The sequence below is a fragment of the Arthrobacter globiformis NBRC 12137 genome, from assembly GCF_000238915.1.
Taxonomy (GTDB): domain Bacteria; phylum Actinomycetota; class Actinomycetes; order Actinomycetales; family Micrococcaceae; genus Arthrobacter; species Arthrobacter globiformis.
Map to the genome: position 1 here is coordinate 1 of NZ_BAEG01000036.1, position 19934 is coordinate 19934.

Genomic DNA, 19934 nt, shown 5'->3' on the forward strand with positions numbered 1-19934 from the left:
CCATCTTGACTCCTTACAGTGCGGGGGCATAGTGTCAGGACCAATACCCCACTTTACTCCTGACGGGAGGCATCCGTGCCCGCATCGAACAACCGCGCCAAAACGGCGCTAACCTCAACGGCTCCCGCTTCGGTGGTGGCGCCGGCCCCAGTGCCGGCCCAGGCTCCCGCCCGTGCTCAGGACGCCGCCCCCGGCCGGGCGGCCACGGCCAAAGCCTCCGGCTTCCTGGCGTCAGGACTGGGTGTCGCCCTCTTTTCCTCCGCGATCTTCGGGCTTTCGGGCTCGTTCGCCAAGGCACTGCTGGAAACCGGCTGGACGCCCGGGGCAGCCGTGACTGCCCGGCTGACGGGGGCCGCGCTCATCCTCGCAATCCCCGCGGTTCCGGCGCTCCGGGGCCGGTGGCACCAGCTGCGGTCGAACTGGCTAACCATTGTCCTGTTTGGCCTGATCGGCGTCGCAGGCTGCCAGCTGTTCTACTTCAACGCCGTGGCCCGGCTGTCTGTTGGCGTGGCACTGCTGCTCGAATACCTCGGCCCGGTACTGATTGTGCTGTGGCTCTGGGCGGCCAGCCGGAAGCGGCCGCGCCCCCTCACCATCGCAGGGACGCTGCTGTCCCTGGGCGGGCTGGTCCTCGTCCTGGACCTCACGGGTGCCGTGCAGGTCGACGCCATCGGCGTGCTTTGGGGCCTTGCCGCGGCTGTCTGCCTTGCCATCTATTTCTTCCTCACGGCCAAGGAAAACGACACCCTGCCGCCCATCGTGCTCGCGTCGGGCGGGCTTCTGATGGGTGCCGCTGTCATGTGGCTGATGGCGGCCACCGGCCTCCTGCCCATGGCCATGAGCACGGCCGATACCAAACTCGGCCCATGGACCACGCCGTGGTGGGTTCCGCTGGGCGGCCTTGTGGTGCTTGCAACCGTCCTGGCCTACGTCTCGGGGATCGTGGCTGCACGCGCACTCGGCACCAAGGTGGCCTCGTTCGTGTCCCTCACCGAGGTGCTGTTTGCCGTGATCTGGGCCTGGCTGCTGCTTGGCGAACTGCCCGGCGCCATCCAGCTCGCGGGCGGAATGCTGATCGTAGGCGGCGTGCTGTGCGTCCGGCTGGATGAGCTCCGCGGAGCCAAATCTGGGGGACCGGCAGCGGTGACTGGACCGCTCGACCACGCGAACGACGTCGAGCCCGTCCCCTAAGTCTTCAATGGCGGGGACTTCAGTGACGGACCGTCAGTGACGCGCCGCTTAAATGCCGGAGGGCCGGACGCATGGTGCGTCCGGCCCTCCGGTGCGTTCCCGGCTTAGCGGGAGGCTTCCTCCTGCTGGGAAGCGTTGCGGCTGGCCTGCTTGCCGGCCTCGTCCAGCGCCTGCGCCACCTTGGCAAGGGCTGCTGCGTGCTGGCCGTGCCACTCGCTGCGGAACTTGTCGGCGTCCGGGCCCTTCCAGTCGGTGCCCTCGAGCACCTTGGTCAGCAGGGACTTCTGCTTCTCGATTTCGTTCGAACCAGCCTGAAGCTTGGCGCCCAAGTTCTTCAGCTGCGCAATGTCTGCACCCCAAATAGCCATTAGATATCTCCTTCAATCAACGGACCCGATCCAGTCGGCATCCCCAGCGGCCTCCGGCTCGTCCGGAAGATCCATTGCCTAAAAACTATCCTCCGGCCCAAAAGAGTGTCGATGGGCAGCGCTCCCCATGGAGTCCTTTCCATAGGCAGAAGCCCCGCCAGGAGCGGGCACGGAAGGGTCGATCCTCGGCGCTCCAGAGCCTAGCATGGGGGTATGTGCCGGAATATCCGTACCCTTCACAACTACGAACCCCACGCCACGTCCGAGGAGGTACACGCCGCGGCGCTGCAGTATGTCCGCAAAATCAGCGGCAGCACCAGGCCCTCCAAGGCCAATGAGGAGGCGTTCGAGCGTGCCGTGCACGAGATAGCGCACGTGACCCAGCATCTGCTCGAATCCCTTGTGACGCACGCTCCGGCCAAGGACCGCGACGAGGAAGCGGCCAAGGCGAAGGCGCGGGCGGCCGTCCGCTTCGGGGCGGCCTAGGGGCTGGTCCGCCGGCCCAAGTGAGTAGCAGCTGAGGGCGTTCCCAGCGCTGGGAACGCCCTGTGCTGCTACCTGGTTGGGTGCTGCCTGCCGAAGCGGCGCAGCCTCAGCGAGTTGGCCACCACCAGCACCGAACTCGCCGCCATGGCCACACCGGCCACCATGGGATTGAGCAGGCCGAGGGCCGCCACCGGAATGCCCACCGCGTTGTAGAAGAAGGCCCAGAACAGGTTGGTCTTGATGGTGGCCAGCGTGCGCCGGGACAGCTCGATTGCGGTGGCCACCTGCCCGAGGTCGTTGCCCATCACGGTCAGGTCGGCGGCTTCGATCGCCACATCCGTGCCCGAGCCCATCGCGATGCCGAGGTCCGCCTGCGCCAGGGCCGCCGCGTCGTTCACACCGTCGCCGGCCATGGCCACCGTCGCACCGCCGGCCTGCAGCCGGCGGACGGCTTCCACCTTGCCTTCGGGCAGCACGCCGGCGAAGACATCGTCCGCGTCGATCCCGACGGCGGCAGCCACCTGGGCTGCGACCGCGGCGTTGTCGCCCGTGAGCAGCATGGGCCGCAGGCCCAAGGCTTTGAGACGTGCGACAGCCGCCTTCGATCCCGCCTTGACCGTGTCCCGCAGCTCGATGATGCCGGCAGCCTCGCCGTCCACGGCCACCCAGATTGCCGTGGCACCGGACTCTTCAGCGGCGCGGAGCGCCTGGCCCTGCGCCGGCGTGGGCTCCACGCCGTTGTCCCGCAGCCAACCGCTGCGCCCGGCAGCCACGAGCCGGCCTTCAACGGTTCCCACCACTCCGCCGCCCGGCGCCGAATGGAAGCCGACGACGGCGGGCAGGCCCGCGCCGTCGTCCGCTTCACTGCCGCTATGGCTGGCGTGCGACCGGCGGCTCGTTGCGGGCACTGCGGACCGTGCGGCAGCAGCTATCGCGGCGGCGATCGGATGCTCCGACGCCGATTCGACCGCACCGGCCAGCCGCAGGACTTCCGCCTCGCTGAACGGGGCGAACGCCGCGATTGCGATGACGGACAGCTGGCCGCTGGTGACGGTTCCTGTCTTGTCCAGCAGGATGGTGTCCACCGTGCGGGTGTCTTCCAGGACCTGCGGACCCTTGATGAGGATGCCCAGTTGAGCGCCGCGGCCCGTGCCGGTCAGGAGGCCCACGGGGGTAGCCAGGCCAAGGGCGCAGGGGCACGCGATGACCAGCACGGCAACCGCCGCCGTGAAGGCCGCGCGAAGCTCCGGTCCCGTGATGTCCGGCCCGGCGGCGAGCAGCCAGCCGGCGAACGTGAGGACAGCGATGGCCAGGACCACCGGCACGAATACCGCGCTGATCCGGTCAGCAAGCCGGGCGATGGGCGCCTTTCCGGTCTGCGCCTGGGACACGAGCCGCCCCATCTGGGCCAGGGTGGTTTCGGCACCGACGCGCGTGGCCCGGACCAGCACCCGCCCGGACGTATTGATGGTGGCACCGGTGACAAGGCTGCCCGGACCGACGTCCACCGGAACCGATTCGCCGGTGACCAGGGATGCGTCCACTGCCGAGGTGCCGTCCACCACCACGCCGTCGGTGGCGATCTTCTCACCGGGGCGGACCACTATCAGGTCACCGACCGCAAGCCGGCTTGCCGGGATCTTTACCTCGGTGCCGTCCTGGAGGATAGTGGCGTCCTTGGCACCCAGGTCCAGGAGGGCGCGCAGGGCGTCCCCGGCCTTCGACTTGGCGTTCGCCTCCAGGAACCGGCCCAGCAGGAGGAATGTGGTGACCACGCTGGCCACCTCGAAGTACAGGCCGCCGGAACCCGCACCCATCTGCTCCATGCCGGGATGTTCGGTCAGACGGGGGTTGGCGAGGAGCTGCCAGGCGGAAAACAGGTAGGCGGCGGTGACACCGAGCGATACCAGGGTGTCCATGGTGGAGGCGAAGTGGCGGGCGTTGATGGCGGCAGCCCGGTGGAACGGCCACGCCGCCCAGCTGACCACGGGCAGCGCCAGGGCGCCCACCACCCAGCCCCAGTTGGCGAACTGGAGGGCGGGGACCATCGAGATCAGGAACACCGGCACGGTCAGGACGGCCGCGACGAGCAGGCGCGGCTTCAGTTCGGATGCCGTGCCGCCGTGGTTCATGTGATTTTCGTGCTGTTCCGGGGCTCCGCCGTGCGCCGCGTGCTGGGTCGCTGCGGCGTCGTGCCGGGCGCTCTCTTCCGGGTCTTGGTGGAGTGGCCTTCGGATCCTCGCCTTGTAGCCGGCTGAGGCTACTTGGTCGGTGATCTGCTGGTCCGTGATGCCTGCCGGGACTGATACGTGGGCCGTTTCCAGGGGGAGGTTGACCGTGGCCTGGACGCCGTCGAGCTTGGCGAGCTTCTTTTCCACCCTGTTCACGCACGACGCGCAGGTCATGCCCTCGACGTCGAGTTCGATCACCCGGCGGGCGGAACCTGCGGAAGGGTGTTCGGTGCGCATGACTCGTCCTTCGGTGGTGGTGCTCTGGTGGTGCCCGGTGCGAATGGGAGGCCGGGGTTAGGCCTCGTTGGCCACCACAAGGTAGCCCGCCTCGGCCACTGCCTCGCCGATTTCCGAGGGGGAGAGCTTCTGTGTGGAGGTGATGGTGACAGTCGAAACACCGCCGGCATTGAGGTCGATGTCGATCTCCTCGACGCCCGCCAGGGCCTCGAGTTCCTCGCTGACGGCGGACACGCAGTGCCCGCAGGTCATTCCGGAGACGTGGACTTTTGTGGAGATGGTGCTCATTGCTGACTCCTCGCTGGTGAGCTGACTGGGTTGGCCAGTTGTGTGGTTGGTGGTTGCCGCTAGCGCAGCAGGCGCCCGATGGCACCCGCCGCCTCCTTGACCTTGACGTCGATGGCTTCAGCCCGCAGATCCGGATCAGGTTCAGAGGCCGCCCCGACAACGCAGTGGCCGATGTGTTCTTCCACCAGGCCCAGGCTGACGGCGTGCAGGGCCTTAGTCACGGCCGCGACCTGCGTCAGGATGTCGATGCAGTACTTGTCTTCCTCGACCATCCGGGCAATTCCGCGGACCTGTCCCTCGATCCGGCGGAGCCGGCGAAGGTACGCGTCCTTGTCCGCCGTGTAGCCGTGCTGCAGGGGTTCAGTAACAGCTTCTTCGCTGGGCGCCATGGGCGTCCGTTCCTCGGAAGTCTCCATGCGTCCAAAGTTATACCCCTAGGGGGTATCCGTCAAGGAGGGTGCGGGCAGTCAGCGGCGGCGGGGAAGGGAAGGGTGCGAAAGGAGGCTGACGCGCGGAAGATTTCGGGCAGCAAAAAAGCTCCGGAGCGCGTTATTGGGGGATACGCACTCCGGAGCAGTCTTTGGGCGGGCTCTGGATCAGCCTGCCTGATTAGCTTACTTGCCGGTAGCCAAGTTGGCCACCGCCGCGAATAACTACTTTCGCTTTATTTTCGACGGCCGCATAAAGCTGGCGCCGAAGCCGCCATCCGCTATTCCGCCCGGTCCTGATGCGCTGCCATCCGGAAGGGCACCACCAGCACAGGCCGGCTCTGGTGGTGGGTGAGCCAGGCGGCCACGGAACCGTTCAGGAGTTCCGTTACGCGGTGCCCGAACCCGCGTTCCGGCGTACCCACAATGATCATCGGAGCATTGACTTCGGACGCCAGCCTGCCCAGGGCGCGGGCGGGGTCTCCGGCCAGCGTACGCAAGGTCCATGCCGGTCCGCCGTCCTGGATGGCCGACGCGATGACCGACTTCAGTTCCGTGGTTACGGAACGGATGTCGTCGTCGTCCCTGTCCGGATGCAGGGAAAGGCGGTGTGCGGAGCGCGCCGGATCCCACTCAACGAGATAGCTTGCCTCATCCACATAAGCGCAGAGCAAGGGGGCCGACAGCTTTTGGGCCAGGCCGACGGCGGTTTTGAGGACCTCCGGATGCTGGCCGGGAACCACGCCCACAAGGAGGGGAGGCGGGCCGCTGAAGTGCTCTGCATCCATAAGTCAATTGTGTGCCCGCGGCGTCAGGAAAGACCAGAGCCAGTCCGGCCTTCGCCCCAGCTCAGCGGCTGTTTTCAATCCTGCGGTGCGGCTGCTGCCCGTGGGGACGGGTGTCGATTTTCCCTTGAATACTGACCGCCGCGAGCCTAGCGTGGAGACGTAGAAAGGCGGCGTCCCATGCAGATTTTCATGTGGTGGCTTGATCTGGACCTGAAAAGCAAGGAGTGGCTTCGCGAGAATCTGCGGGCCGGCGACGTTCCGCTGTTCGTGATGCAGGGGATCGCCGAAGCGGGAGGTCCGCACCCGGACACCCCGCAGGCAGTCCTCACCGAAGCCGAGTGGGATTTCATCGAGACACAGTCTGAGTTTGTGGACTGAGGAGTTCGTGGACTGACGGGTTCGCGGATGCGCGGGCCGGTCAGTTCGCGCGTCAGTTCGCGCGCGCCACCGGCAACTCGTCCCAGTGCGTGGTGTAGCGCGGCGAACGCATCCCACGCTTCATGCTCCAGTCCAGACCGCTCCTCAGTCCCGCGAACCCGAGCCCGATCGTACTCCTGCCGTACTTCCGGCTGATTTGCTCAACGAGCGGGCCGATCCCGCGTTCCTCGTGCGGGTTGGTGAAAGGCTCCAGGGGCTGCTGATTGCCGGACGGCCGCAAGTCGGTGACCATGATGCCGGCCCGCGCGTATTTGACGCCGTCCTGGATCGCGGGAAGCAGGGCGTGGGCCGCACGGGTGAGCAGTACCGGGTCTGAGGTAGGCATGGGCAGCGGAACGCACACCGAGGGAAACGACTTGTCCTTCGGGTTGTAATGGGACGTGCCGGCGAACGCGGTGAGGACCTTGGCCTGAAGGTGGTGCCGGGCCAGCCGGGCACTCGCCTGCTGGGCGTAGACGCTCAGGACCTGGCGAAATTCGGGGACTGACGTCAGGGGAGTGGAAAACGAGCGGGAGAAGATGAGCTGGTCCCGCCCAACGCGTTCCTCCTCCAGCGGTAGGCAGGGTGTTCCGCGCAGTTCCAGCACAGTGCGCATCAGCACCACCGAAAAGCGGTCGCGCACCATCACTGGATCGGCCCGGCTGAGCTCCAGGATGGAGCAGATCCCCATGGCGTTCAGCCGTCTTTCCAGCCGGCCCGCCACGCCCCAGACCTCCGAGACTGGCAGCCGGGCCATGAGCAGTTCACGTGACTCTGGATCCATCGACTCCCAGCGGCACACCCCTCCCAGCGCGGGATTGTTCTTGGCCCACCGGTTGGCGAGTTTGGCCAGCGTCTTCGTGGCGGCGATGCCGACGCACACGGGCATCCCGACGTTGCGCTGGACCGCGGTCCTGATGGTCCGGCCGAGACCCACCACCTGGTCGGGGCTGCCCTTGATGCCCAGGAAGGCCTCGTCGATGCTGTACACCTCGAGCCAGGCCGAATAGCGTCCCAGCAGTTCCATGACCCGGGCACTGATGTCGCCGTACAGTTCATAGTTGCTGGACCGGGCAACGAGGCCCCACTCCTTGGCCCGCGGGGCGATTTTGAACCACGGTTCGCCCGTGCTTATCCCCAGGGCCTTTGCCTCCGGACTGCGGGTCACGGCGCAGCCGTCGTTGTTGGAGAGCACAACCAGGGGTTTTCCTTCGAGCGAGGGGTCGAAGGCGCGCTCCGCGCTGGCGTAGAAGCAGTTCACGTCCACCAGTGCTATCTGCTGCCGTGCCTCAGACATGGTGCAGGCACCTCGTGGCCACGCCCCAGATGGTGAGGTCGGCCAGAGCGGGGACGCTGATGTCCGGATACAGAGGGTTGGCCGCCTGGAGCACCACGCCGGCCGCGGTAATCTTCAGGCGCTTGACGGTGAGCTCGCCGTCCAGCACTGCCACCACTACGGATCCGTCCCGCGGTTCCAGTGCACGGTTGACGATCAGTTCGTCGCCGTCACTGATGCCGGCCTGTTCCATGGAATCACCGGACACTCGCACGATGTAGGTGCTGGTGATGTCCTTGATCAGGTGCTCGTTCAGGTCGATCCGCCCGTCAAAGTAGTCCTGCGCGGGGGACGGGAAGCCCGCCGCCACAGCCACGGGAGAGATCAGCACCAGCCGCAGGGACAGTCCCGCCTCTATCACGCGGGGACCAATGATCACGCCCACAACACACCCTTTTTCGAATATATGTTCGATAGTTCAGTGTAGTCCCCGGGGCTGACAAATTGTATTCCCCACCTGCGCTCTACGTGGGATCAGGCACGCACGTGCTGCCCTTCCTGAACGGTATGGCGCATACCGAGCGGCTGGACCAGGAATTCCCCGGCCGGGTGCTTGGCGGCCTGGTGAAGTTCGTCGCCACCATGGACGGCGATTCGGTTCGTCAGTTGACTGATCTGACCACGGGTGACGCTGGGCGCGCTCAGCGGGGCCGACGTTCCAGAACTTGACCCGACCCTCATCCAGCTCAGAGCGAACCAGCCGGCACGCTGCCAGGGCGCAGTAGCGCCTGCGGTAGCGGTTGTGTTCATCACACGTTCGTCGTGCCGTCTCCGTCGCAGCGGGTCTGCGTCGCATACTGGTCTCATGGGGATGCAAGGCGCAGGAGGATCAGTGGTGGAAACCTTGAAAAGGGTGGTGCGGAACGAGTACTTTCCGGCAGCAGCCGTGCTGGCGCTGGTGGTGCTCTTCTGGGTCGCGGGCCTGTTCGGCGGCCTGTCCCTGCTGAGCCGCAGCCAGCCCCCGATCGCCACGCTCACCTGGCTGCTGTTCGTTTACGCCGCCGCCGTCCTTACCCCACTGGCCGGAATCCTGGCCGCCGCCGATCTGCTCCGCCGGTGGTGGCGGAACCGCGCTGCCGCGAAGGCCGGCAGCGCAAAAGCCGCGAAGACCGGGTCCTAGGGCCGGCCCCCGCGAGTTCTCCTGGTTAACCAGCGCGGGCCCAAAACCATTGCAGCCCCTCCGCCCGAGTGGTTGCATGGGGTGCATGAATGCCTCAGAGAGTTTCGTTTTAGCAATCGGGACCAAAAAAGGCCTCTGGCTGGCCACCAGCCAGGACCGGAAGCAGTGGTCCTTTTCCGGCCCGCACTTCCTGATGAGCGAGATACCGAGCATCGGAATCGACACACGGGACGGCCGCACACGCATCATGGTGGGGGTGCGGTCCGAACACTGGGGCCCCTACGTTGCCCACTCTGATGACCTCGGCGCCAGCTGGACCGAGCCCGAGCAGGGCGCCATCAAGTTTCCGGAAGGCACCGGCGCCGCCGTCGAACGCATCTGGCAGATCTACCCCGACGCGGAATCCCGCCCCGGGGTGGTCTGGGCCGGCGCCGAGCCGATTTCGGTCTGGAAGTCGACCGACGGCGGTGAGCACTTCGAGCTGAACCGCGGTCTGTGGGACCACCCGCACCGCAGCGAGTGGGGTGCCGGTTATGGCGGCGCAGCCGCCCACTCGATTGTGGTCAACCCCGCCGGGGACAACGTGCACGTGGCCATGAGCACCGGAGGCGTGTACCGCTCGCTCGACGGCGGGACGTCCTGGGAGCCGCGGAACAAAGGCATCTCCGCCTACTTCATGCCCGATCCCAACCCGGAATTCGGCCAGTGCGTGCATAAAATCGCGGCGGATGCCGCCGTCGAAGGCCGGCTTTACGCGCAGAACCACCACGGCGTGTACCGCACCGATGACAACGCCGAGAACTGGGAGTCGATAGCGGAGGGCCTGCCGGCCGACTTCGGGTTCGTGATGCTGACGCACCCCAGGCGTGCAGGCACGGCCTGGGTTGTCCCCTTAAAGGCCGACGGCGAACGCATCCCGCCGGACGGAAAGCTCGCCGTGCACCGCACCGACGACGCCGGCGCCACCTGGAAGCGGCTGGACTCCGGGCTGCCGCAGTCAGAATTCAATGCCGTGCTCCGTGACGCGGCCGGCGTGGATTCCGCTGAACCCGCCGGCGTGTACTTCGGAACGCGCGGGGGCGCTGTGTATGCCAGTGCCGACGAAGGTGAAACCTTTACGGAGGTGTCGTCCCACCTGCCGGATGTGTTGTGCGTCCGCGCTGCTGTTGTGGCCGGGGCCCCGGTTACTGCGGCGGCATCCGCATGAGGATGTGCGGTGGCTGAGATCAGCGTCGTCCTTCCCAGCGTCCTCCAGCCGCTCGCCGGCGGGCAGTCCGTACTGACTACACCCGCCGACGGGGCGGTGACTGTGGGGCGGTTGCTGGATTCCGTGACCGGGACTTACCCGGTACTCGCCAGGCGGCTGCGGGACGAAACGGGTGCCCTCCGCCGCTACGTGAATATTTACGTGAACGGTGAGGAGGTCCGGCGTCTCCGCGGCCTGGATACGGAAGTTTCTGCCGGCCAGGAAGTGCTGATTATTCAGTCGGTGGCCGGCGGCTAGGTGGCTCAGGCGACGCGCCAAACGCTGCATTCATCGGTATTGATGGCCTTGCGCATGCCCGTGTGATGATCCATGATCCACACGACGCCGATGCCCGGGGCTGTCTCCTGGACGCTGCCGCGGCGGATGATGACGTCGTCATAGCTGGGGCCCACCGACAGGCGGGCCTCGATTTCGTCGCCGCGATGCAGCTGGTCCAGGGCACGGACCCGGGTGATGTGGGGTCTGGCTTCCTTCAACATGGCGTGGCCTCCTTAGCTGGAGCTGGTGCCTGCAATTGCCGGCACAACCAGTGTGGCGCGGCATTGTTGCGCAGGCGTTTCCTGCCCGTTAGCGCCCGGTTAGTTTCCGGAGCCGTGACGGTTTCCGGCGTCATCGGTGGCCGCGGGGCCTCCGGCCGGCGTGTGGGGAAGCCTAGGAGGAGGCCTGCATCCTGTGCCGCATTTGGCCGACGCCGCGCACGTACGTGACGAGTTCGTCGCCCGGGGCCAGGAATCGCTGAGGCACCCGGCCGACGCCCTCTCCGGGACGCGTGCCCGTGAAGATGACGTCTCCGGGGAACAGGGGCGTGACTTTGGAGAGGCGGGCGATGATCTGGGGAACGGGGAAAACCATGTCCGAGGTGTCGACTGCATGGTGCGTTCGGACAGGTCCTGCCCGATGGTGATCCCGGCGACGTGATTCCATGCCTTGTCCGCGGGTATGTGCGAGCCGCCGCGGCCGATGATTGCCACGAGCTCGACCTCCCAGTCCACGGTCCTCCCAGTCCACGGTCCCGGGCGGGAGGGTGACGGTTCCGTAGGGTCCGGCGAGGGAGCTGGCAAACTTTGTGAAGACGGTGAGGTCCTCGGGCACGGCGAGCAAGGCTTCGGCGGCGTGGTTGGCGTAGTTGAGCCCGATCGCGAAGACCTGGCGCGGCTCCGGTGCCGGGTTGCCGAAGTCTTCGGGCGGGACGTCGGCCAGGGGCACCGTTTGTCCTGCGGATGAATGGCTCGGTTGGGTCAGTTTGTGCCGGTGGGCCCCGGCCGAGGCGCACCGGTTCGAATTTTTGGCTAGGGCGCTACATCGAATTCGATGGTTCCCCAGCCCTCGAAGGTCCCCGACCAGCGGCCGGCTTCACGCATGGGAACGGCCTGCAGGCAACTGCCGGGCAGGATGACCTGTCCGGGTTCGAACTCGACGTCGTAGTCCGACAGGCGGTTGACGAGCCAGGCCAGGGCAGCGATCGGGTTGCCCAGGATGTTGCCGGTAGTGCCGGAGATGACTTCCCGGTCGTTGAACCGCAGTACTCCGCGGGTATCCCGGAGGTTCAGGTCGGTGAGGCGGCGCGGCGTGCCGCCGAGGATGATCGCCCCGGTGGAGCCGTTGTCCGCCAGGGTGTCGGGAAGACCGATCGCCCAATTCTTGACCCGCGAGTCGATGATTTCGATGGCCGGCAGGGCATAGTCAATGGCGTTGATGACGTCGGCAATGGTGGTGTTCCGTCCGCCGAGGTGCCCCTTCAGGACGAAAGCGGGCTCGAGTTCCACGAAGGGCTCGATGAACGTGTCCAGCTTCAGGGTGGTGCCCTCGTAGGCGAAGCTGCTGGCCAGCAGGTGCCCGTAGTCTGGCTGGTCAAGGCCGAAGGCGTCCTGCATGACCTTGGCGATGTTGCCGAGCTTGTAGCCCACCAGGCGGTCACCGTTTTCGACGGCATGGCTGACGTTGATCTTCTGCACCGCGAACGCGGCATCGACGTCCAGGAACGGCCAGGTTTCAGTGGGGGCTGCGATCGGCTGGCCCTGCAGCCGGGAGGCCCGGAGGGTGCCGGCGATTTCTTCGAGCGCGGTGGTGGTCATGTGTGAAGTCCTTTTGTCTGCCAGGTAGGTGGTACTCCGGCCCCGGACGGTGTCTGTTGCGGGAGCCTGTCCGGGGCCGGAAGTTTGGGATGCTACTGCGCGTGTTCGGGTTTGCCGTCGATGAGGCGGTTGATCTGCCAGGGGTTGGCATCCTGGAGGGGTGCGGGGCGGAGTTGGTCGGGGAAGTTTTGGTAGGCGACAGGGCGCAGGAAGCGGTCGATCGCGAGTGATCCGACAGAGGTGGTTTTGGCGTCGGAGGTGGCGGGGTAGGGGCCGCCGTGGACGACGGCGTGGCCGACTTCGACGCCGGTGGGCCAGCCGTTGATGATGATCCGGCCTACCTTGCGTTCGAGGGTGGGGATCAGCGGTGCGGCGGCGGGGTAGTCGTCCTCGGTGATGTGCAGGGACGCGGTGAGCTGTCCTTCGAGCTTGCCGGTGGCCTCGATCAGGTCTTCGATGCCTTTGTAGCGGACCACGAGGGATGCGGCGCCGAAGACTTCTTCGTGCAGGACGGGGTTGGTGATGAAGACGTCCAGGTCGGCGGTGAAGACCGTCGGTGCCGGGGAGTTTTCGCCCGGGCCCTCGGTGCCGCGGCCGAGGAGTTTGACGTCGGCGGCTGCCTGGAGTGCGTCGTGTCCGTGCTGCCAGGCGGTGGCGATGCCGCCGCTGAGCATGGTCTGGCCGGACAGTTCGGTGACCGCGTTGGTGACGGCGGCGGTGAAGCGGTTGCCGGCGTCGCCTTCCGGGACGAAGACCAGTCCGGGGGAGGTGCACAGCTGTCCGGAGCTGCCGGTGACGGATCCGACGTACTGCCGGGCGAGGGTCTGGACGTCGCCTTCGAGGGCGCCGGGGAAGACGTACACGGGGTTGATCGAGGACATTTCGGCGTAGACCGGGATCGGTTCGGGGCGTGCGGCTGCGGTGCGCATGAGGGCGGTGCCGCCGGCGCGGGAACCGGTGAAGCCGACGGCTTTGATGGCGGGGTCGGCCACGAGGGCCTGGCCGATGCTGGCGCCGGAGCCGTAGACGAGGGAGAAGACGCCGGGGTGCAGGCCGAGGTCGGTGACGGCCTTGGTGATGGCCTGGCCGACGAGTTCGGCGGTTCCGGGTGGGCGTTGTGTGCCTTGACGATCACGGGGCAGCCGGCCGCGAACGCCGAAGCGGTGTCGCCGCCGGCGACGGAGAACGCGAGCGGGAAGTTGCTGGCACCGAACACGGCCACGGGGCCGAGCGGGATCTGGCGCTGGCGGATGTCGGCGCGGGGCAGGGGTGTGCGGTCCGGGATCGCCGGGTCGATGCGGACGCCGCGGAAGTCGCCGTGGCGGACGACGTCGGCGAAGAGCCGCAGCTGGCCGGTGGTGCGGGCGCGTTCACCGCGCAGCCGTTCCAGGCCAAGCCCGGTTTCGATCGAGGTCCGTTCGATGAGGTCGTCGCCGATGGCCTCGATGTTCTCCGCGATTGCTTCCAGGAACCGGGCGTGCTGTTCCGGTTCGAGGGTGCTGAAGGAATCGAAGGCATCGGCGGCCGCCTCGGTGGCCGTCCTGAGCTGCTGGTCGCTGATCAGCGTGTAGGCAGGTTCGAGCTGTTCGTTGGTGGCCGGGTTGATCCCGTGGGCCGTGCCGCTGGTGCCGGGGGTAGCTTCCCCGGCGATAAGGGAATGTCCTGCGAGAGTCATGTGTGGCGCCTCCTGGGGCGGTCGAAGATCAGAAGAGGTGGGCGTTCCGGCAGGGGCACGCCTAGGCGTTGCCTGCTCCCAAGTGCCAGATCCCGAGGGCGGAAAGCAGTTCGCGCGGGTCCCAGACCACCCATTCCTCGGCGAGCTTGTCGCCGTCGAAACGGAGGAAGGACGCGCCGGTCACGGCGATGCTGCGCCCGGTGGCGGGGACATCCATGAATTCGCCGGTGTGGGTGCCTGTTGTTTGCCAGTGGACGGCCACCTTGGTGCCGTCCTCCACGATCTCCAGGATTTCGGTGCTGGAATCCGGGAACGCTGTGTGCATCGCTTCGATGGTTTTCCGAAGGCTGGCGTAGTCCTCGGTGCCGGACTTGGAGCGGCGGACGTAACCGGGGGCGAGGAGCCGCTCGAACGCGGCCAGATCTCCGTCGCCCCAGGCGCCGTTCCATGCCTCGAGAATGGTGTCGCGGCGGCTCATGATGCGCTCCTTGCAGGTTCCGTGGCGGGGATTTCGATGGGCAGGTACTGGCCGAACTTTCCGCCCCTGAACAGCAGGGCATCGCCGGTTCCCTCGCTCATGTTCGTCACGGAACCGACCACCATGTAGTGGTCTCCGACGACGACCTCGGCCGTCACGACGCAGTCGATGTAGGCTGTGGCACCGTCCAGGTGCGGGGTTCCGAGGGGGCCGGGGCGCAGGGCAGGCCCTCGAACTTCTCAGGTCCCTTCCGGGACAGCGACCGGCAGATGCTGATCTGGTCGTCGGAAAGGATGTTGGCGGTGAATTTCTGCAGTTTGCGCAGTTTCGGCCAGCTGGAGGAGGACTTGTCCACGCAAAACATGACCAGGGGCGGCTCCAGTGACAGGGACTGGAAGGTGCCGACGACGAGGCCGAGCTTCTCGCCGTCGTCGTTGATGCCGGTGATGGCCGTGACACCGGTGGGCAGCTTGCCCAGGATCTGGCGGTACAGCGCGGGAGTGATGTCGCTGTCCGGAGTTTTCTCGGGACTTGGGGTGATATCCATATCAGTCTTCCTTGATCAGATGGATTGGATCGGGCGAAGGATCAGGCATTTTCGCGGAAGCTGCCGAAGCGACCGCCGTGGAAGATGAGCGGGGCGGAAGCCCCCTCAGCGGGCGTCATGTCCAGCACGCTGGCGATGACGACAACGTGGTCCCCGGCCGTGAACTGCTGTTCAATGCGGCAGTCGAACCAGGCAAGGGATCCGTGGATGTGCGGGGTGCCCCACGCGGATTCGGACCAGGCCACATCGCCGAGCTTGTCTTCACCCTTGGCAGAGAGGGCACGGCACACCTGCTGCTGGTCCTCGGCGAGGAGGCTGATGCTGAACTGGCCCGCCTCGGCAATCCTGGGCCAGCTGGTGGAGGAGTGCATGACGCTGAAGGTCACCAGCGCCGGCTCCATGGACAGCGAGGCGAACGTTCCCACGATCATGCCGTTCTGGGTCCCGGCGACCGGGTCCGTTGAACAGATCGCGGCAACGCCGGTGGGCAGGTGGCGCATGACGACGCGGTAGGTGTCGGAATCGATCCGACGGGCTTCCAGGACGGGGGCGGTCATGCGCTCTCCTCCCGTACGGCGGCCTTGAGTTCTGCGTGGATGTTCCGGCCGGCGCGCAGGCCGGATTCGATGGCGCCGTCGAAGAAGCCGGCCCAGATGTTCGCGGTGTCGCTGCTGGCGAAGTGCAGTGCGCCTTCGCTGGCCTGCTGTGCGGCGTGGTACTTGGTGAGCTGGCCGGGGCGCTGGATCTGCCAGGTTTCCTCGGCGTAGGGGTCCTCGCCCCACTTATGCCCGGTGACCTCGAGGACTTCGAGGTCGTCGCGCCAGACTTTGATGGCTTCCTGGACCTGGACGGGGTCGGTGACGTCGATGCGGTTCGCGTCGGCGCCGAAGCCGACCAGGACGGCGTCAGTGTCGCTGACGAATTCGGTGCGGATCACGGAGAGCGGCTTGTCCTGGGCGGAGTACGCGAAGAACGGCTTGATCGGGCCCTTCACCCGGATCCATGCCTTAACACCCTGGGACGCGGTCCTTTCCCGGCTCGGGGCGAGCTTGCCCTCGGACAGGGCGGGCTGGACATCGAGCTTGTGCAGGATGTTCTGCGACAGCGTGATGACCACCTTTTTCGCTTCAATCTCCTGGCCGTCGCCGTAGGCGATGGTGGCGCCGTCGCTGTTGTGGCGAACGCTGGCCACCGGGGCGTTGAGGCGAATGTCGGCGGTGCTGTCCTGGGCAATGGCATTGACCAGCCCGTCGTTGCCGTTCTTCAGGCGGTAGATGGCGGAGGCCTCGTGCATCAGGTGCCAGTGGCCGGAGGACCCGGCGGTCCAGCGCAGCGCGTTGACGTAGGCGCACTGGTCCAGGGGTGCGTTGAAGTGGCCCACCCAGGCTGCTTCGTTGGCGTTCCGCTCGTCCTCGGAGAGGTCCAGCTTGTCCAGGATTTCCTGCAGGTTGTACTGATCCACCTCGGCCAGGCTCTCCACGGTCAGCGGTGCATCCGGGCGGGGCAGCCACTTCATGGTGTCTTCCAGCAGCCGGGTCATGCCCGGGTCGATCAGCTTCATGAAGTCGTCCAGGTTGCCGCGGCGGACTTCGTTGCCGGCCAGCCAGTAGGTTTCCTCCGAGCGGGGGCCGCGGGAGACCTCCAGGCCGTAGCGGGTGACCTCGGCCCAGACGTGGGGCTGGGTCCAGTGCAGCCAGTTGCCGCCGAGCTCCAGGTTCTGGCCCAGCCGGCGCTCGGTGTACACGCGGCCGCCAAGACGGTCGCGGGCTTCCAGGACGACCACGCTGTGGCCGCGGTTGCTCAGTTCACGGGCTGTGGTCAGGCCGGCAAGACCGGCACCGATGACGACGACGTCAGTCTGTTCAGTCATTGAAGTATCCTTCGTTGTTTCCGTCGTGATGCTTAGTTGCTGGCCAGGGTGAGCCGGGCCGTGCGGTGCCCCGTTGCAGGGTGGCCGTCCAGGGTGTGCTTCTGGCCGAAGAGCTTTTCGCGCAGGGTTACCGGATCCTGGTCCGGGTTGGGAGCCGGGGCGATCAGGCCCTGTGCGCGCAGTTCCGGCAGGGCGAGTTCGATGAAGTCTTCCCAGCTCCCGGGCTTGGTGATGTAGCTGAGGTTGACGCCGTCGACGTCGGCTTCATCCCGCCAGCGGCGCAGCTCAGCGGCCACAGTTTCCGGGGAGCCGACAATGGTGGAGCCGGTGCCGCCGACCGCGAGGAACTCTGCGATCTGGCGCGGGGTCCAGTCCCGGTCCGGGTCGGCCTTGGAGAACATGTCCACCATGGACTGGCCAGCCTTCGTTCCGACGGACCGCAGGGGGGTGTCCAGCTCGTACTCGGACATGTCGATGCCGGTCCAGCCGCTGAAGCGGGCCAGGATTCCGTCGATGGGTGCGTTCTCCACGGCCTTGCGGTACTTGGCCTGGGCTTCCTCATCGGTGGGGGCGACGACGACCGTGAGGAGGATGACCACCCTGACGTCCCGGGGGTCGCGGCCGGCGTCCGCCACTGCCTGGCGGAGCTTGGCCACCGTGCGCTTGGCGCCCTCCACGGAGGTGCTCTGGATGAAGACTGCCTCGGCGTGCTTGCCGCCGAACTCCATGCCCCTGGCGGAAGAACCGGCCTGGAACAGGACTGGGGTGCGCTGCGGGGAAGGCTCGCACAGGTGGAATCCGGGCACGGTGAAGTGCTTGCCGGAATGGTCGATCTGATGCACCTTGGTGGGATCGATGTACGTTGCCGATTCAACGTCCCGGACCACGGCGTCCTCCTCGAAGGAGCTCTCCCAGAGCTTGTAGACGACGTCCATGTACTCGTCGGCCATGTCGTAGCGCTCGGCCGGGGTGAGCTGCTGTTCCTTGCCGAGGTTGCGGGCGGCGGCCTCGGAGTAGGAGGTCACGATGTTCCAGCCCACCCGGCCGGACGTGAGGTGGTCCAGGCTGCTGTACTTGCGCGCCAGCAGGTAGGGCGGCTCGTAGGTTGCCGAGCAGGTCACGCCGAACGTGAGGTGCTTGGTCACGGCGGCCATGCCGCTGATCAGCACGGTCGGGTCGTTGATCGGGAACTGTGCGGCGTCGCGCAGGGCTGCGTCCCCGTTTCCGCCGTAGACGTCGTGGTAACCGACATTGTCGGCGAAGAAAATACCGTCGAAACCGGCCTTTTCGAGCGTCTGCGCGACACCCGTCCAGTACTGCAGGTCCGTGTACCGGTGGCCCTGATCGCCTTCGGCCCGCCAGGAACCAGAGGTCAGGTGGGACGGCGCAAAGACGTCAAAAGCGAAAAGGCTCAATGGTGCATTTTTCATGGCAGCGGTGCTTCCTTGGACTCGTGCCGGACAAGGCGACAACTTTCGGGGTGACGTTCATAAGATGAACACTGCGTTCAATTTATGATGTAAGCCAGCTCACTGTCAAGGGCTGGTCAATTGGTCCGCGGGATTACGTGCCGCATCTTGACACTGAATGTGGCGCATGCCATATTTTTGACCACGGCGTTCGGAAACTGAACGAACCCGCCTTGGCTCTTTCGCCTCCCCAACCACCGCCGCTGATATCGCCGGCGCCTTCATCCCCGTTCGAATTGGCACGATCCACAAGGAAGTCCATCGTGAATACACCTGTTACACCGGCCCCGGGGCCGTCGCTGCAATCGTCGGTTGCACCGGATCCGCAGAAGAAGCGGTTCTTGTACAAGCTCAGTGGAGTGATCGCCGGCGGCATGTTCATCGACGGCTTCATCTTGGGCGGTATCGGGCTCGTCATGCCGGCCATGACCTCCGATTTGAGCCTGTCTGCCACGTGGCAGGGCCTGATTGGCGCCTCGGCCCTGATCGGCATCTTCTTTGGCGGTCCACTTGGTGGCTATTTCGCCGACAAGATCGGGCGCAAGCCCATGTTCATCGTCGACCTGGCCATCTTCCTGCTTGGCTCCGCGGCACAGTTCTTCGTTGCCGACGCCTGGCAGTTGTTCCTGATCCGCCTGCTCATGGGTATGGCAATCGGCGCCGATTACGCCATCGGCTGGCCCCTGCTCGTCGAATTCTCGCCTGCACGGTTGCGCGGCAAGCTCATGGCCTTCCAGGAGGTGGCCTGGTACGTGGGTTACCTGCTCTCCTACGCCGTCGGCTACTACATGTCCACAGCGATCCATGCCGACTGGCGCATCATCCTCGGCATGAGCACGGTTCCTTCCCTGATCGTCTTCCTGCTCCGGCTGGGCACTCCCGAGTCGCCGCGTTGGCTTATCAGTAAAGGCAGGGTTGAGGAAGGCATGGCCATCGCCCGGGAATGCATGGAGGAGGCCGACGTCCGGGACCTGGCGAACGAGAAGTCCGAACGCCCCGACTTCCGCAAGCTTTTCTCCCCCCAGTACCTCAAGTCCACGATCTTCGTCTGCATGTTCTGGGTCTGCAATGTGACCCCGTACTTCGCCATTGCCACCTTCTCGCCGATCGTGCTCGAGAGCCTGGGCGTTGAGGATGGCCTGGCCGGAGCGCTGCTGCTCAACGGCGTGGTCGTGGCCGGCGCATTGGCCTCCATGTTCCTCATTGAGCGCGTGGGACGCCGCAAGCTGTCCATCCCGCCGATGTGGATTGCCGCCGTCGCCCTGGTTGTCATCGGCCTGTTCGCCCACGTTTCGCCGATCATCATCCTGGTCTGCTTCATCACCTTCTCCTTCTTCAACGCCATCTCCACAGCCCTGACCGGTGTCTACCCGGGCGAGGTATTCCCCACTGAAATCCGCGGTGCCGGCGTCGGCTTTGCCACGGCTTTTTCCCGCATCGGTGCGGCGGCAGGAACATTCATCCTCCCGATGTCGGTAGAGGGCCTGGGCGTGGGGGCTACCATGCTGATCGCCGCCAGCATTTGTGTGCTCGGCGCAGTCATCTCCCAATACCTGGCGCCGGAGACGAAGGGTCTGAGCCTCAGCGACACCTCGGCACCCATGGCCAAAGCGGCCCTGGCCAAGGCCGCAGCGAAGTAGCACCGCGGCCTTACCGGTTTGAG

20 protein-coding genes and 5 pseudogenes are annotated in these 19934 nt (G+C 66.1%); 8 read left to right on the top strand and 17 right to left on the bottom strand.

All coding sequences use genetic code 11. The features are described 5' to 3' along the window. Window positions 1–135: 135 nt before the first annotated feature. A complete protein-coding gene (locus ARGLB_RS05755) occupies window positions 136–1191 on the top strand; it encodes an EamA family transporter (protein WP_373279088.1) in 1056 nt (351 codons plus the stop codon). A 104-nt stretch (window positions 1192–1295) separates the two neighbouring features. Here ARGLB_RS05755 and ARGLB_RS05760 read toward each other — a convergent pair whose 3' ends face one another. Then, window positions 1296–1559, bottom strand: coding sequence for a hypothetical protein (locus tag ARGLB_RS05760; RefSeq protein ID WP_003799987.1), 264 nt, complete (start codon window positions 1557–1559; stop codon window positions 1296–1298). A 213-nt stretch (window positions 1560–1772) separates the two neighbouring features. On the opposite strand from ARGLB_RS05760, the gene ARGLB_RS05765 reads away from it, so the two are divergent. Next, window positions 1773–2045, top strand: a complete 273-nt coding sequence (locus tag ARGLB_RS05765) for a DUF2277 domain-containing protein (protein ID WP_003799989.1) — start codon at window positions 1773–1775, stop codon at window positions 2043–2045. Window positions 2046–2113: 68 nt separating this feature from the next. Here ARGLB_RS05765 and ARGLB_RS05770 read toward each other — a convergent pair whose 3' ends face one another. From ARGLB_RS05770 to ARGLB_RS05785, 4 genes are all read right to left on the bottom strand, one after another. Continuing rightward, on the bottom strand, window positions 2114–4513 hold the full coding sequence (locus ARGLB_RS05770) for a heavy metal translocating P-type ATPase (RefSeq protein WP_003799991.1): 2400 nt from the start codon (window positions 4511–4513) through the stop codon (window positions 2114–2116). A 57-nt stretch (window positions 4514–4570) separates the two neighbouring features. Next, on the bottom strand, window positions 4571–4801 hold the full coding sequence (locus ARGLB_RS05775; protein ID WP_003799993.1) for a heavy-metal-associated domain-containing protein: 231 nt from the start codon (window positions 4799–4801) through the stop codon (window positions 4571–4573). A gap of 59 nt (window positions 4802–4860) precedes the next feature. After that, the gene (locus ARGLB_RS05780; protein WP_003799995.1) at window positions 4861–5217 is read right to left on the bottom strand and encodes a metal-sensitive transcriptional regulator; all 357 of its coding nucleotides are present in this window, start codon (window positions 5215–5217) and stop codon (window positions 4861–4863) included. A 293-nt stretch (window positions 5218–5510) separates the two neighbouring features. Beyond that, window positions 5511–6017, bottom strand: a complete 507-nt coding sequence (locus ARGLB_RS05785) for a universal stress protein (protein ID WP_003799997.1) — start codon at window positions 6015–6017, stop codon at window positions 5511–5513. Between the two features lie 177 nt (window positions 6018–6194). On the opposite strand from ARGLB_RS05785, the gene ARGLB_RS05790 reads away from it, so the two are divergent. After that, entirely contained in the window at window positions 6195–6395 is a 201-nt protein-coding gene (locus ARGLB_RS05790) for a hypothetical protein (RefSeq protein WP_003799999.1), read from the top strand. A 52-nt stretch (window positions 6396–6447) separates the two neighbouring features. Here ARGLB_RS05790 and ARGLB_RS05795 read toward each other — a convergent pair whose 3' ends face one another. Together ARGLB_RS05795 and ARGLB_RS05800 are read right to left on the bottom strand one after the other, a co-directional pair. After that, complete coding sequence (locus tag ARGLB_RS05795; protein WP_003800001.1) at window positions 6448–7731, bottom strand: Y-family DNA polymerase; 1284 nt, start codon at window positions 7729–7731, stop codon at window positions 6448–6450. After that, complete coding sequence (locus ARGLB_RS05800; RefSeq protein ID WP_003800003.1) at window positions 7724–8155, bottom strand: LexA family protein; 432 nt, start codon at window positions 8153–8155, stop codon at window positions 7724–7726. Before ARGLB_RS05800 ends, ARGLB_RS05795 begins: the two co-directional genes overlap by 8 nt. Window positions 8156–8256: 101 nt before the next feature. On the opposite strand from ARGLB_RS05800, the gene ARGLB_RS05805 reads away from it, so the two are divergent. The 4 genes from ARGLB_RS05805 to ARGLB_RS05820 all read left to right on the top strand — a co-directional run bounded on the left by ARGLB_RS05805 (window position 8257) and on the right by ARGLB_RS05820 (window position 10394). Next, window positions 8257–8439: a hypothetical protein gene (locus ARGLB_RS05805; protein ID WP_003800004.1), complete on the top strand. Its 183-nt coding sequence runs from the start codon at window positions 8257–8259 to the stop codon at window positions 8437–8439. 166 nt (window positions 8440–8605) lie between these two features. Then, window positions 8606–8890, top strand: a complete 285-nt coding sequence (locus tag ARGLB_RS05810; RefSeq protein ID WP_043418156.1) for a hypothetical protein — start codon at window positions 8606–8608, stop codon at window positions 8888–8890. 76 nt (window positions 8891–8966) lie between these two features. Next, the gene (locus tag ARGLB_RS05815; RefSeq protein ID WP_043418152.1) at window positions 8967–10097 is read left to right on the top strand and encodes a WD40/YVTN/BNR-like repeat-containing protein; all 1131 of its coding nucleotides are present in this window, start codon (window positions 8967–8969) and stop codon (window positions 10095–10097) included. A gap of 9 nt (window positions 10098–10106) precedes the next feature. Beyond that, window positions 10107–10394: a MoaD/ThiS family protein gene (locus tag ARGLB_RS05820; protein WP_003800011.1), complete on the top strand. Its 288-nt coding sequence runs from the start codon at window positions 10107–10109 to the stop codon at window positions 10392–10394. Window positions 10395–10399: 5 nt separating this feature from the next. On the opposite strand, the gene ARGLB_RS05825 is transcribed toward ARGLB_RS05820, so the two are convergent. The 10 genes and pseudogenes from ARGLB_RS05825 to ARGLB_RS05865 form a co-directional block, all read right to left on the bottom strand. Beyond that, window positions 10400–10636: a hypothetical protein gene (locus tag ARGLB_RS05825; protein ID WP_003800013.1), complete on the bottom strand. Its 237-nt coding sequence runs from the start codon at window positions 10634–10636 to the stop codon at window positions 10400–10402. Between the two features lie 172 nt (window positions 10637–10808). Next, a pseudogene (locus tag ARGLB_RS24395) lies at window positions 10809–11149 on the bottom strand (fumarylacetoacetate hydrolase family protein). A gap of 16 nt (window positions 11150–11165) precedes the next feature. Next, window positions 11166–11363: pseudogene (locus tag ARGLB_RS24400) on the bottom strand (fumarylacetoacetate hydrolase family protein); the annotation flags it as partial. A gap of 83 nt (window positions 11364–11446) precedes the next feature. After that, entirely contained in the window at window positions 11447–12232 is a 786-nt protein-coding gene (locus ARGLB_RS05835) for a 2-keto-4-pentenoate hydratase (protein WP_003800017.1), read from the bottom strand. A gap of 92 nt (window positions 12233–12324) precedes the next feature. Beyond that, window positions 12325–13907 (bottom strand): annotated as a pseudogene (locus ARGLB_RS05840) (aldehyde dehydrogenase (NADP(+))). A 61-nt stretch (window positions 13908–13968) separates the two neighbouring features. Next, a complete protein-coding gene (locus tag ARGLB_RS05845) occupies window positions 13969–14385 on the bottom strand; it encodes an ester cyclase (RefSeq protein ID WP_003800023.1) in 417 nt (138 codons plus the stop codon). Continuing rightward, a pseudogene (locus ARGLB_RS05850) lies at window positions 14382–14932 on the bottom strand (flavin reductase family protein). The gene ARGLB_RS05845 and the pseudogene ARGLB_RS05850 overlap by 4 nt, the downstream one beginning before the upstream one ends. A 41-nt stretch (window positions 14933–14973) precedes the next feature. Then, window positions 14974–15489: a flavin reductase family protein gene (locus tag ARGLB_RS05855; protein WP_003800027.1), complete on the bottom strand. Its 516-nt coding sequence runs from the start codon at window positions 15487–15489 to the stop codon at window positions 14974–14976. Next, window positions 15486–16838, bottom strand: a pseudogene (locus ARGLB_RS05860) (flavin monoamine oxidase family protein); the annotation flags it as partial. The gene ARGLB_RS05855 and the pseudogene ARGLB_RS05860, both read right to left, overlap by 4 nt. Continuing rightward, the gene (locus ARGLB_RS05865) at window positions 16835–18232 is read right to left on the bottom strand and encodes an LLM class flavin-dependent oxidoreductase (RefSeq protein ID WP_003800031.1); all 1398 of its coding nucleotides are present in this window, start codon (window positions 18230–18232) and stop codon (window positions 16835–16837) included. The pseudogene ARGLB_RS05860 and the gene ARGLB_RS05865, both read right to left, overlap by 4 nt. Before the next feature lie 302 nt (window positions 18233–18534). Between ARGLB_RS05865 and ARGLB_RS05870 the strand changes: the two genes are divergently transcribed. Next, window positions 18535–19911 (top strand): MFS transporter, encoded by a 1377-nt coding sequence (locus ARGLB_RS05870; protein WP_245531485.1) that lies wholly within the window; start codon window positions 18535–18537, stop codon window positions 19909–19911. Window positions 19912–19934: the final 23 nt, after the last annotated feature.